Consider the following 12,642-nt stretch of genomic DNA (forward strand, 5'->3'; position numbering starts at 1 on the left):
CCGTGCCTTCAATCACGGCAGGTACTAAAAAGGCCGTGATCTCCACAGCCTCCCCACCTCTCGATTGTCATTTACCATTAGGTTGAGCGCAACTTGTCGCTTCTATGCGTATAACGCGGAAGCTCCCCTGGAAAATGTGATGTACTGCGTGCTTTTTTGCACATTTTATTTTGTACTGCTCTTGGGTACGCATGGTCGCTCATCCTTGATTGGCGAACAATAGGCCAATCGGACTAGCCTTCCATCGCCATCGGCTGCCAGCCGGTCAAAAACCGAGGCTGTCGAGCAAATCATCCACCTGCTCCTGGTTCGCCACCACGTCGATGGCGGTATCAGGATTGATCTGCGGGCCGTTCATGAGGCTGTTGTCTTCCTTTTTCACCCCGGTGCCTGGGGAGAAGTCGATGAGCACCTGCACCAGTTGCTGTTCTATTTCCTGCGCAAGCTCGGTGATTTTCTTGATCACTTGTCCAGTCAGGTCCTGGAAATCCTGCGCCATCATGATGTCGAGCAATTGCGCCTTGGTCGCATCGGTATGGCTTACCGTTTTGGTGAGGAATGCCACCGTCTCGTCGGCCACCTGGTCATAATCCTTCTTGAGCGAAGGCACGGCCAGGATGTTTTTCCAACGCTCTTCCAGGCTGACGGCCTGCTGGTTCAACTCATCCTGCAAGGGCGTCGCAATGTCGGTCGCATTCAATACGCGCTCCGCCGCCTGCTCGGTCATGCGCGCTACGTAATTGAGCCTGTCCCTGGCATCGGGTATTCCGTGCGCCGCCTGCTCGAGCAGCTTGTCGAATCCAAGGCCGCGCAAGCTTTCATGCAGGTTCCTGGTCATTAAGCCGATACGGTGCAGCATTTCATCATGCTGGGATTGCATGTTCTCGGCTTCACCCGGTACGGGTTCTACATGTTGAAGTGGGTTACTCATTATCAGCCCCCTGCTTTTTCAAGCTTCTCAAAAATTTTACTAAGCTTCTCATCCAATGTCGCAGCGGTGAACGGCTTCACCACGTAGCCATTGGCGCCTGCCTGGGCAGCCGCAATGATGTTTTCCTTTTTCGCTTCTGCGGTCACCATCAACACCGGCAGCGATGACAGCGCCGGGTCGGCGCGTATCTGCTGCAACATGGTCAACCCGTCCATATTGGGCATGTTCCAGTCGGACACCACGAAATCGAAGCTTCCGCTCCTCAACTTGGCCAGGGCCATGACGCCATCCTCAGCTTCATCGACATTGTTGTAACCCAGCTCCTTGAGCAGGTTACGCACAATACGCCGCATGGTCGAAAAGTCGTCGACCACCAGAAATTTGGTATTGGGATTTGCCATTTGTTACTCCATTTCAACTTTTATTTGTATTGCCGGAAATGCCGGTCGATCATGCTGCGGCACCTCCATATTAAACACGCAATGCCCGCGCGCTGTTGGCTGCGAGGTATTGCAGCACCTTGCCAGGCATATCATATAATGAGCTCACCTCGTCCACCCCGCCCATGGCAATTGCCTCCTTGGGCATGCCGAAGACGACGCAGCTCGCCTCGTCCTGCGCAAAGTTGTAGGCCCCGGCCTGCTTCATTTTCAGCATGCCGTCGGCACCATCCTTGCCCATGCCCGTGAGAATAACACCAATCGCATTCTTGCCCGCATTGCTTGCGGCAGAACTGAACAAGACATCCACCGAGGGGCGGTGCCGGCTCACGGGCGGGCCGTCATCCAGCTGCGTCACGTAATTGGCGCCGCTACGCGCCAGCAACAGGTGCGAATGCCCAGGCGCAATATACGCATGGCCGGGCAGGACGCGCTCGCCGCCCTTGGCTTCCTGCACCGAGATTTTGCATAAGGCGTTCAGGCGATTGGCAAAAGATTGCGTAAAGCCTGCCGGCATATGCTGCGTAATCAGGATGCCGGGACAGTCCGACGGCATTTGCATCAGGAAGGACTTGATCGCCTCGGTGCCGCCCGTGGAGGCGCCGATGATGATGAGCTTCTCGCTGCTGATCAGGGGATTGCTGACCGAAGGCAAACCAGTGCTGCCTGTCGCCGGAGTCAATGGTTTCCTGGCAATCAGGCGCGCCCTGGAAGCTGCGCGTATCTTGTCCGCAATCATCTCGCTATATTCATGCATGCCGCTGGCAATCGACATTTTCGGCTTGGTAATGAAATCCACCGCGCCCAGCTCCATGGCCCGCATGGTGATTTCCGAGCCGCGCTCGGTCAGCGAGGAAATCATCACCACCGGCGTCGGGCGCAGCCGCATCAGGCGCTCGAGAAAATCCAACCCGTCCATTTTGGGCATTTCCACATCCAGAGTCAGCACATCAGGATTCTTTTGCTTGATCATTTCCCGCGCGATCAAGGGGTCGGGAGCCGCGCCCACTACCTCGAGATCAGGCTGTTGGTTGATGATCTCGGTCAACAAGCTGCGGATCAGCGCTGAATCGTCGATGATAAGAACTTTTATGGTCATGACATTGCCTTTTTATTTAACTATCACCTGGCATCTGGTCTCCTCCCAGCCACCACCGTTGAGCCTGCCTCAGAACAATTCCACATCGCCAGCCACCTTGTTCGTGTTGAGCCTCTTGGCATAGCTTTCTTCACGCGTGATCAAGGTGTTGTTATGCATCTGCTTCAGCTTCTTCACCAATACGCGCCCGGTCTTGGGGAAGAAATACACTTTGCGGGGATAGATATCGTTCAGGTCCTCGCCGACCACGCGGATATTCTCGTCGCGCAAATACTTGCGCACAAATGCCGCATTCTTCTCGCCGATATTGATGGCGGTGAAACCGCTCAACACATTGCCGCCACCAAAAATCTTGGCCTCAAGGTTCTCCCGGCGCGCACCGTTCTTCAATAGCTGGTTGATCAACACCTCCATGGCATAAGTACCATAACGGGCCGACTCCGAAACCGGGTTGTTGGCATCCGCAGGGCTGCCCTCCGGCAGCATGAAATGATTCATGCCGCCAATGCCGGAAACCTTGTCGCGGATACATGCGGATACGCATGAACCCAGCACCGTCACGATCACGATGTCCTGGTTGGTCGTGTAATACTCCCCAGGCAAAATCTTGGCCGCCTCGCAATTGAAGGTCTTGTCGAAATACAGGTTGGTGGCCAACTGCTCTTCTATCGGGCTGGCCATGATCAGCCTCCTCGCCGCTCGAGGGTGTATACCGTCTTGCCCAATAGCTTGAATGCGTCAGTGGCGTAAAGAAAATTTTCCGAATGCCCGGCGAAAAGCAAGCCGTCCGGCTTCATCAACGGGGCAAAGCGCTTGAGAATCGCCGCCTGTGTCGGCTTGTCGAAATAGATCATGACATTGCGGCAGAAGATCGCATCGAACTGTCCGCTGACAGGCCAGCTGTTGCTCAGCAGGTTCAGGGGCCTGAAACTGATCAGCTTGCGCAAATCGTCGCGTACCCGCACCATGCCCTGCTGCTTGCCGGTCCCGCGCAGGAAGAATTTCTTCTTCTGCTCCATGGGCAATTTCTCGATGCGGTCGTAGGTGTATATGCCGGCGGCAGCGGTTGCCAGCACATTGGTGTCAATATCGGTGGCGATGATCTCGACAGGCGGCCGCAGCGTGCCGAAAGCTTCGCACGCAGTAATCGCCAGGCTGTACGGCTCCTCGCCGGTGGAACTCGCGCAGCACCAGATGGAAATGGGCTGAGCCGCCTTGCGGATATGTTCCGCGAGAATGGGAAAATGGTGATGTTCGCGAAAGAACGATGTCAGGTTGGTGGTGAGCGCGTTGGTAAAGGCCTCCCACTCATCAGAGCCGGAGCCGCTTTCCAGCACGTCGAGGTAATGCTGGAAGCTGGATATGCCAGTCGCCCGCAAGCGCCTTGCAAGACGGCTGTAGACCATCTCGTGCTTGGAGTCCGACAGCGAAATGCCAGCCGCCTGATAGATCAGCTTGCGTACGCGGGCAAAATCCGCTTCTGTAAAATCAAACTCCTTGCCCGCACTTGATTTGCTCACTGTGCTTGAATTCAATTACACGTTCCTCTGCATATGCGCATGCGCGATCAGAACTCTTCCCATTCGTCGCTGGAAAAATCCGGACCAATGACCTTCCTGGGTAGTGCGGATTTGGACGCGGGCGCTGCATGTGCCGCAACGCCTTTGGTTTTTGTTTTTGCCTCATGTGCTGCGGCAGCCGCTTTGGGCTTTGCGGGAGCGCTTGGCGCAAGCTCGGCCTTGGGCCTGGCAGGTGCCGGCGCGGATGCTTTAGCCTGAACCGCGGGCTGTTGCTCCAGCACAGTATCCCTGCCGTTGCCCAGCTTGAACACGCTGACGGCACGCTCGAGCTGCAACACATCCCGTTTCAATGCCTCTGCCGCCGCGGCGGACTCCTCGACCAGCGCGGCATTGCGCTGGGTGACCTCGTCCATGTCATTGACTGCGTGGTTCACTTGGTCAATACCTGAGCTCTGCTCGGTCGAGGCCGCTGATATTTCCGCCATGATATCGGTGACACTACGCACCGAAGACACGATCTCCGTCATCGTCGTGCCGGCCTGGTCCACAAACACCACCCCAGCCTCCACCCGCTCCACCGAATCGGAAATCAATCCCTTGATTTCCTTGGCTGCCGCCGCGGAACGATGGGCAAGATTGCGTACTTCTGCAGCAACCACTGCAAACCCCCGCCCTTGCTCGCCGGCACGGGCCGCCTCGACCGCGGCATTCAATGCGAGGATATTGGTCTGGAAGGCAATGCCGTCGATCACGCCGATGATGTCTGAAATCTTGTTGGCCGACTCGCTGATCAGGCGCATCCTGTCCCTGGCCTCGCCAATCACCTCGCCGCCACGGGCCGCGACGCTGGAGGCGGATATCACCAGTTGGTTGGCCTGCCGCGCATTGTCGGCGTTCTGCTTCACGGTAGAGGCCAGCTCTTCCATCGAACTGGCCGTTTCTTCCAGCGAACTGGCCTGGGATTCGGTACGTGCCGAAAGATCGTTGTTGCCTTTGGCAATCTCGCTGACACCTATATTGATGCGCTGCATATTGGTACGGATATCGGAGATCATGGCGACGATGTTGACGTTCATCTGGTTGAGCGCCCGCAACAGCATGCCGGTCTCATCTGTCTTGCTGGCGCTGAACTTGTGTGAAAGATCGCCGCTCGCAAGCGAATTGGCGATGTCGGTTGCTTCGCGCAGCGGCTTGATCACTGAGGCGGAAAGCGACATGGCAAGCCCCACGGCCGCCACGATGGCAACCAAGGCGCCGCCGATCACGAAGCCAATGCCCAGCCCGCTAAGCGCTGCCGCCATGACGACAATCATCGCCAGAATGATGGCGATGGTTGTCACGGTTACTCTTGTTTTCAACGTCATTTGCATTGCTCTTCTTACCCGCGAGATTAAATCTGTTTTCAGAACCTCGCCACGGTACAGCTTGAGACCATGGCGCTTGTTTTCGCGCAGGCTGGCGTAAATCCGCGAGGCCTGCTCGACTTGCTGGCGTGTGGGCTTGACACGTACGGACATATATCCCACGACACTGCCGTTCTGGCGCATGGGCGTGGCATTCGCCAGGACCCAGTAATAGTCACCATTTTTGCGCCGGTTCTTGACCATCCCCGTCCAGGGCAATCCGGCTTTCAGCGTCGCCCACATATCGGCAAACGCTTCGGGAGGCATGTCAGGATGGCGAACCAAATTATGAGGAGAACCAATCAGCTCTTCTTCGGTAAAGCCGCTTACCTCGATGAAATCCTGGTTTATATAAGTGATTTTTCCCTGCAGGTCGGTCGTCGACAAAATCGACTGGCCGTCCTGCAGCAAATACTCATTCGTTGTCACAGGCATGTTGATACGCATGTTACTTTTTCTCCTATTGAGAGGATGGCAATGCAGCCACCCCATTTGCGTTTTTCTGCCTTTTAATCAAAACAAGTATTTTATTTTTAGTTGATCTTGAATACGCTGACCGTAGAGGACAGTTTCTGCGCCTGTTCCTCAAGACTCTCCGCCGCTGCCGCCGCCTGTTCAACCAGGGCGGCATTCTGCTGGGTCATTTCGTCCATCTGCCCAATGGCAATATTCACCTGCTCGATGCCGGAGCTTTGTTCCTGGCTGGCTGAGGTGATCTCGCCCATGATGTCGGCCACGCGTTGAACCGAGCTCACGATTTCGCTCATCGTGGTACCGGCTTGGTCCACCAGCTTGTTGCCGATATCAACCTTCTCCACGGAATCGCCGATCAGGCCCTTGATTTCCTTGGCCGCCGCCGCAGAACGCTGGGCCAGGTTGCGCACCTCGCTCGCCACCACCGCAAACCCGCGCCCCTGCTCGCCTGCCCGTGCAGCCTCAACTGCAGCATTCAACGCGAGGATATTGGTCTGGAAGGCAATGCCGTCGATGACGCCGATGATGTCCACAATCTTGCGCGAGCTCTCCTTGATCGAGCCCATGGTGTTGACGACTTGGTCGACCACTTGCCCGCCACGCACCGCAGACTCCGAAGCCGTGATCACCAATTGGTTGGCCTGTCTTGCGTTGTCCGCATTCTGGCGCACGGTGGAAGTCAACTCTTCCATGGAGCTGGCAGTTTCTTCCAGGCTGGAAGCCTGCGACTCGGTACGCGAAGAGAGGTCGGCGTTGCCAGAGGAAATCTCGCTGGTCGCGACCAGCATCGTGTCCGTGCTGCCGCGCACTTCCGTCACCAGCTTGCGCAGTTCCTGGATCATGAAGCGGATACCGACCAGCAGCTTGCCAGGCTCATCGGAGGCGTTTTCATTGATCATGTCGAGCAGGTCGTTCTGGCGCGGCGCCAAGTCGCCCTTGGAGACTCGGCCGATCACGCGGATGCCGTAATTGATCGGCTCGATGATGGATACCGTAATCACTCTCGCGAACACCACGCCCAGCAGGATGGCCAGCAAGCCCAGCACGATCACCAGGGTACGGCCCTGGATGCTGGCGCTCTTATTAGCCGCAGCCAATTCCACTGCCCTGTCGCGCTCATACTGCAACAACTCGTTCATGGCGCCCTGATAAGCGTCGCGGGCAGCCTGGAAACTGCTGTCGATACTTTCGTAGTATGCCTTTTCATCAGCGGCCAGCTTATTGCTGACATTGCGCTTTTCCTCGAGGCTCACTTGCTCATTGGTCAGCCAGTTCTCAAGCGCTGCTGCGCGCACATTCAATGCGACACGGATCTTGAAGGCATCGCTGCGCACGGTGCGGTACTCCTCGCGCGCCTTGTTGATTTTCTCTAACAAAGGTTGGTACTCGTCGCCCTTCATGGATTCCAAGGCCTGCGCCTGCAGCTTGTCGACCTCTTTCGAATACTCATCCATCTTTTCGAGGAAATATGCCTCCTGGTTCTGGCTACGGTTCCTGATATAAGCCACGGCATTGACGATGTTCATATTGGTATACAGCTTCCAATCATTCAGCAATGCCTGCTTGGTCGCCGATTCCGCGACAATCGCGTCCGTACGATTATTCATGGATGTCATCAGCACGAAACTGAGGATGACGATCGCCGCCAGCAGCACCAGCAAGGATCCAAAACCGATCACGAGGCGCTTGGTGATCCTCTGACCATACATGTAATTCATCAATGGATTTAGTAGCTTCATTTCTAATCTCCGCCCTTCGAGTCCAATATGTCTGTTTTTATCGTTATCTAGGGATAATTAAGCGTTGGCAACGATATGGTCGACCAAGCCCATTTCCGAACTGGTCATCAATTTATCGATATCGACCAGGATCAACATGCGGTCATCCAGCGTTCCCAGGCCAATCAGGTAGTCCGTACTCAGGATAGAGCCCATCTCCGGCGCAGGCTTGATCTGTTGCGCGTTCAGCGTCGTGACGTCGGAAACGCTGTCCACCACGATCCCGGTCACACGCCCGTTGATATTGAGGATGATGACGACGGTGAACTGGTCGTAGGTAGGCGTGCCCAGGTTGAACCTGATGCGCATGTCCACGATCGGGACAATGATGCCGCGCAGGTTGATCACGCCCTTGATGAATTCCGGCGCGTTGACGATCCTGGTCACGCTCTCGTAGCCTCGGATCTCCTGCACCTTGAGGATATCAATCCCGTATTCCTCGCTGCCCAGCGTAAAAGCGAGGAACTCGCTGCTCTCACCTTGCGCTGCCCCTGATGGAACCGGTTGCGACTGGCTCTCTGCTTTACTGCTTGTTGGTTCTAACATGACAACACCTCTTAATGAATGGAAGTTTCAGTGATCAACTGCCTGCTGGACCGCAGCAAATTGGCAACATCCAGAATCAGCGAGACGCCGCCATCGCCGAGGATGGTCGCGCCGGAAATCCCCGCCACCTTGCGGTAATTGGATTCGAGATTCTTCACCACGACTTGCTGCTGACCCACCAGTTCATCAACGAACAATGCGGCTTTCTTGCCGTCCGCCTGCAAGACCACGAGGATGCCGTCCTCGGGCTCGCGATAGAGTGGCTCGATGCCAAACATCTGGTATAGCGGAATCAGCGGAAGGTAATCTTCACGCACCTTGACCAGGCGGCCCTGGCCGGTCACATCCTTGACGTCGCCCGCAGACGGCTGCAGCGACTCCATGACAAAACTGAGCGGCAGGATGTAGACCTCATCCCCGACCCGGACGGACATGCCGTCAAGAATCGCCAGGGTCAAGGGCAGGGAAATAGAAATGGTGGTGCCGTATCCGGCGGCGGAACGTATGTCGACCACACCGCCCATGGCGGTGATATTGCGCTTGACCACATCCATGCCGACCCCTCGGCCGGAGACATCGGTCACCTGTTCCGCCGTAGAGAAGCCAGGAGCAAAGATCAGTTGCCATACGTCGCCGTCCGGCATGCTGTCGGAAACGCTCAGCCCCGAGGATTTGGCCTTGTTGAGGATGCGTTCGCGGTTGAGGCCGCCACCATCGTCGCTCACCTCAATAATGATATTGCCGCCCTGATGCCCTGCTGAAAGCGACAAACGGCCCACCGGGCTCTTGCCTGCGGCGGCACGCACCTCGGGCGACTCGATGCCATGGTCGATACTGTTGCGCACCAGGTGGGTCAATGGGTCGACAATACGCTCGATCAGGCCCTTGTCCAGCTCGGTGGCCGCGCCGTTGGTGACGAACTCGACCTTCTTGCCGAGCTTGCTCGCAAGATCGCGCACCATGCGCGGGAAACGGGAAAATACATAGTCCATCGGCATCATGCGGATCGACATGACGGCTTCCTGCAAATCGCGGGTGTTCCGTGTCAATTGGCCTACGCTGTTGAGCAGGCGCTCATGCAGCATGGGGTCCAGCGTGCCGGTACGCTGCTCTATCATGGCCTGGGTGATGACAAGCTCGCCAACCAGGTTGATCAATTGGTCCACCTTTTCGATCCCGACACGGATGGATGTGGTTTCCTGGCTTGCCGCCGCTTTGTCAGCTTCGCGGCGCGGCGCCACCCGTTTGTTTTCCGGCGGTTCCGCATTCACCTTGGTTGCCTCTACAACGGCAGGCTTCTTCACAGGCTCCGGTTTGACGGCGCTTTCATCAAACAAACCGAAATCACCCTCATCCAACGGCTTTTCCTTAGCCTGAACCGGTTCTGCCTGCACGCTTTCTGTTAGCGGAGCATCACTTCTCTTTGTCACTTTGATCTTGTCGACGTCGACGACAAAGGAACTCACCGCGAGGATGCTGTCACGGTCCTCCTCGGTTTCCAGCCAGAGCGAATGCAAGTTGCCGACCACAGGCTGCACGACGACTTTGCCGAGCAATTCGAGTTCCGAAACCAGCGTGCTCCAGTCCTTGTCCAGGATTTCCGGGATTTCGATCAGAAAGCCCAGGCTGCCGGCGGCAGCTGGCTTCGCCGGGGATACATTGCGTGCGCCGGCATCAAGCTCGGTGATGACCAGGTCGTCCGGATCCAGGATAAAAGAACAGATCGCCACGATGTTATCCAGGCTCTCGTCCGTGTCCAACTTGAGCACATGGCGGTTGCCGACCGCAGGCAATGCCTCCACCGCGCCCAGCAAGGCCAGCTCCTCGGTCAATGCCGTCACGTCCTTTTCCGGCAATTCCGGCAACTGCACTTGGTATTGCCTGGTCGAACCGGCAGCTGGCGCTGAGGCAACTGCATTCCCGGGCTTGGCCTCCGCGGGCGCTTGCCCAGCCGCGGGCAATGCCTCCGTCGGGGCAGCGACAGCCTGTCCGCCCTCCTGGGCCAGGTTGTGCAATGTGGCCTTGATCTCGCTGACGGCGTCCTGATCGACGGCGCTTCCATTGCGGTGGCCATCGAGCTGCATCTTAAGAATGTCCTTGGCGGAGAGGAATACATCCACATGCTCCGCCTGCAGCTTCATCTCGTTCTTGCGGATGCGGTCCAGCAGGTTCTCAAGCACATGGGTGATCTCAGTCATGTCCGTCATGCCGAAAGTCGCGGCCCCGCCCTTGATGGAGTGTGCCGCACGAAAAATGGCATTGAGGTCTTCCGCGCTCGGGTCCGCGATATCAAGCTCGAGCAGCAAACGCTCAGCTTCCGCCAGCAGTTCGTCCGACTCGTCGAAGAACACCTGGTAAAACTGGCTCATGTCAATTGTCATTGTTCAACTCCACATTGATTCATGCTATCCACGCCCCACACGAAGATCAGTCCTGTGCAATGCACCAACCTCACCCAATGACACGCTGAACAACATCTAGTAAACGCTTGGGATCAAATGGCTTGACCAACCATCCTGTCGCACCCGCTGCCTTGCCCAATGCCTTCATTTCGTCACTGGACTCGGTCGTTAGCATTAATATCGGCACTTTCTGGTAAGAACTGAGGCTGCGCAGTGATTTAATCAGCGTCAGCCCATCCATCCTGGGCATGTTCTGGTCAGTCAGCACCAGGTCCACGACCTGGGTCTGCGCCTTGTTCAAGGCATCCTCGCCGTCCACTGCCTCTATCACCTGGTAGCCTGCGGCGTTCAGGCTGAATACCACCATCTGCCTCAACGACCCGGAGTCATCCACAGCCAGTATTGTTTTTCCCATATCGTTCAATCCCCGTTCTTGCGCGCCTGTGCGCTCCGGCACGTTCCTGACATTGTTAAAAGAGAAACCTAAAAAAGCTCGATATCGCCCGCCCCCATATGCTGCTGATTCACGGACGACTGTAAATCGCGATGCATGGAGGCACGTTTTTCGTTGAGAGACTCGCTCATCTTTTGCAAAATGACGGCGATATCTTGATGCGAATGTCCGGCAACCAAGGACTCATGCTGGTCCGCCATTGCCAGCAGCAACAGCTTGAGCCCGCCGACGCGGGCGAGAGCGCGCGTCAGTAGCTGGTTGGTCATGTCCTCGAACTGCATTCCCGTCACGACTCGGTTCACTTCGCTCTCGATCTGACGGCTATACATTGCCACCTCGGCAATATGCTGTTGAGATAATTGCGTGCTGGTGCTCAAGCTCAACAGTATCTGCTGCTGCGCCTGCGCGGCCCGGTTGATGGCCATGAAGCCATCCACCAGCATGCTGATCGCCTCGCGCAGCAACGCGTTGGCCTGGCCGAGATCTGCCTCCACGTGTTCAAGATGCTCCTCGCCCCAGCCGCCGAGACTGACCAGCAACTCCTTTAATTCGTCTATCGGTATAGTCTGACTTGCCATATACGCTATCCTGTCCGGACTACATTCAATCTATAAAAAACAAGAGAAAAATCCCGCTTGATCACTATCATGATTTATTAAAACTCTCAGTCACAGCAGGCACATCGCCAGCTGCGCGCACCTCCGTCGAACCATTGTCGTTAATCGTTTCCTCCTCCGCCTTCTTGTTCATGATGATGATGCTGATACGACGGTTAACGGGATTGAGCGGGTTTTCCTTATCGAACAGTACCGCGGAAGACAAGCCTACCACGCGCAATAGCTTTTCCTCTTTCATGCCGCCGGCAACCAATTCCCGGCGTGAGGCATTGGCTCGGTCAGAGGATAGCTCCCAGTTGCTGTAGTAACGCTCTCCACTCGGATAAGGGGCCGAGTCGGTATGACCGGACAAGCTGATCTTGTTCGGCACGTCGTTGAGCAACTGGCCGATCTCGTGCAGGATCTGACGGGCGTATGGCTGAAGTTCCGCCTTAGAAGAGGCGAACATCGGGCGGTTCTGCTCATCCACGATCTGGATACGCAGCCCTTCTGTCGTGATGTCCAGCAACAGCTGCTTCTTGAACTGGCGCAATGTCGTGCTGGCCTCAATGGCATCCTCGATACGCTTTTTCAGCACCTTGAGCCTTTCCATATCCGCCTTGGCCACCGTTTGCTTGGCGGCCTTCAAGTCCGGCTTTTTCCTGGCCTCAATATCATCAGACTTCCTGATCTGCCCCTGTACCTTGGTCACATCAGTACCGCCGCCCCTGAGGACGCTATCGCTGGCACCAAGGCCCGGCCCGCCTTGCATCGCCACCTTGAGCGGCATCTTGAAATACTCCGAAATCCCTTCCAGGTCGGCCTTGGACGTGGAGCCCAACAACCACATGAGGAGAAAGAACGCCATCATTGCCGTCACGAAATCGGCATAGGCTATTTTCCAGGCACCAGCATGACGGCTAGCGCCATGCTTGTTGGCACGTTTAACGACAATCCGGACGTTTTCCTGGGCCATCTCGTTCTCCGCCTTTTCCTTTC

12 protein-coding genes are annotated in these 12,642 nt (G+C 56.3%); all 12 read right to left on the reverse strand.

The genetic code is table 11. The features are described from left to right. Positions 1-265 precede the first annotated feature (265 nt). On the reverse strand, positions 266-931 hold the full coding sequence (gene cheZ, locus ACJSDX_RS05505; protein WP_309566510.1) for a protein phosphatase CheZ: 666 nt from the start codon (positions 929-931) through the stop codon (positions 266-268). Between the two features lie 2 nt (positions 932-933). Continuing rightward, on the reverse strand, positions 934-1,332 hold the full coding sequence (gene cheY, locus ACJSDX_RS05510; protein ID WP_230347692.1) for a chemotaxis response regulator CheY: 399 nt from the start codon (positions 1,330-1,332) through the stop codon (positions 934-936). A gap of 70 nt (positions 1,333-1,402) precedes the next feature. Beyond that, positions 1,403-2,470, reverse strand: coding sequence for a protein-glutamate methylesterase/protein-glutamine glutaminase (locus ACJSDX_RS05515; RefSeq protein WP_407993844.1), 1,068 nt, complete (start codon positions 2,468-2,470; stop codon positions 1,403-1,405). Positions 2,471-2,539: 69 nt separating this feature from the next. Continuing rightward, entirely contained in the window at positions 2,540-3,151 is a 612-nt protein-coding gene (cheD, locus tag ACJSDX_RS05520) for a chemoreceptor glutamine deamidase CheD (RefSeq protein ID WP_407993845.1), read from the reverse strand. Between the two features lie 2 nt (positions 3,152-3,153). Further along, positions 3,154-4,005, reverse strand: coding sequence for a CheR family methyltransferase (locus ACJSDX_RS05525; protein WP_407993846.1), 852 nt, complete (start codon positions 4,003-4,005; stop codon positions 3,154-3,156). Positions 4,006-4,037: 32 nt separating this feature from the next. After that, entirely contained in the window at positions 4,038-5,840 is a 1,803-nt protein-coding gene (locus ACJSDX_RS05530; RefSeq protein ID WP_407993847.1) for a methyl-accepting chemotaxis protein, read from the reverse strand. 86 nt (positions 5,841-5,926) lie between these two features. Beyond that, entirely contained in the window at positions 5,927-7,606 is a 1,680-nt protein-coding gene (locus ACJSDX_RS05535) for a methyl-accepting chemotaxis protein (protein ID WP_407993848.1), read from the reverse strand. 57 nt (positions 7,607-7,663) lie between these two features. Then, positions 7,664-8,191, reverse strand: a complete 528-nt coding sequence (locus ACJSDX_RS05540) for a chemotaxis protein CheW (protein WP_309566518.1) — start codon at positions 8,189-8,191, stop codon at positions 7,664-7,666. An 11-nt stretch (positions 8,192-8,202) separates the two neighbouring features. After that, positions 8,203-10,572 (reverse strand): chemotaxis protein CheW, encoded by a 2,370-nt coding sequence (locus ACJSDX_RS05545; RefSeq protein WP_407993849.1) that lies wholly within the window; start codon positions 10,570-10,572, stop codon positions 8,203-8,205. Positions 10,573-10,642: 70 nt separating this feature from the next. Beyond that, complete coding sequence (locus ACJSDX_RS05550; RefSeq protein ID WP_407993850.1) at positions 10,643-11,008, reverse strand: response regulator; 366 nt, start codon at positions 11,006-11,008, stop codon at positions 10,643-10,645. 68 nt (positions 11,009-11,076) lie between these two features. After that, positions 11,077-11,625 carry a chemotaxis protein gene (locus ACJSDX_RS05555; RefSeq protein WP_407993851.1) on the reverse strand — a complete coding sequence of 183 codons (549 nt, stop codon included), beginning with the start codon at positions 11,623-11,625 and terminating at the stop codon, positions 11,077-11,079. 67 nt (positions 11,626-11,692) lie between these two features. Continuing rightward, a complete protein-coding gene (motB, locus tag ACJSDX_RS05560) occupies positions 11,693-12,619 on the reverse strand; it encodes a flagellar motor protein MotB (RefSeq protein ID WP_407993852.1) in 927 nt (308 codons plus the stop codon). Between the last annotated feature and the right edge of the window lie 23 nt (positions 12,620-12,642).

The organism is Methylobacillus draconifructus (assembly GCF_045984355.1).
In the GTDB taxonomy this organism is placed as follows: Bacteria; Pseudomonadota; Gammaproteobacteria; order Burkholderiales; family Methylophilaceae; genus Methylobacillus; species Methylobacillus flagellatus_A.

Coding starts and splice junctions, on each gene's coding strand:
- cheZ (WP_309566510.1), bottom strand. CDS start 931: ATGAGTAACCCACTTCAACATGTAGAACCCGTACCGGGTGAAGCCGAG.
- ACJSDX_RS05550 (WP_407993850.1), bottom strand. CDS start 11,008: ATGGGAAAAACAATACTGGCTGTGGATGACTCCGGGTCGTTGAGGCAG.
- cheY (WP_230347692.1), bottom strand. CDS start 1,332: ATGGCAAATCCCAATACCAAATTTCTGGTGGTCGACGACTTTTCGACC.
- ACJSDX_RS05530 (WP_407993847.1), bottom strand. CDS start 5,840: ATGCGTATCAACATGCCTGTGACAACGAATGAGTATTTGCTGCAGGAC.
- ACJSDX_RS05545 (WP_407993849.1), bottom strand. CDS start 10,572: ATGACAATTGACATGAGCCAGTTTTACCAGGTGTTCTTCGACGAGTCG.
- ACJSDX_RS05555 (WP_407993851.1), bottom strand. CDS start 11,625: ATGGCAAGTCAGACTATACCGATAGACGAATTAAAGGAGTTGCTGGTC.
- motB (WP_407993852.1), bottom strand. CDS start 12,619: ATGGCCCAGGAAAACGTCCGGATTGTCGTTAAACGTGCCAACAAGCAT.
- ACJSDX_RS05540 (WP_309566518.1), bottom strand. CDS start 8,191: ATGTTAGAACCAACAAGCAGTAAAGCAGAGAGCCAGTCGCAACCGGTT.
- ACJSDX_RS05535 (WP_407993848.1), bottom strand. CDS start 7,606: ATGAAGCTACTAAATCCATTGATGAATTACATGTATGGTCAGAGGATC.
- ACJSDX_RS05515 (WP_407993844.1), bottom strand. CDS start 2,470: ATGACCATAAAAGTTCTTATCATCGACGATTCAGCGCTGATCCGCAGC.
- cheD (WP_407993845.1), bottom strand. CDS start 3,151: ATGGCCAGCCCGATAGAAGAGCAGTTGGCCACCAACCTGTATTTCGAC.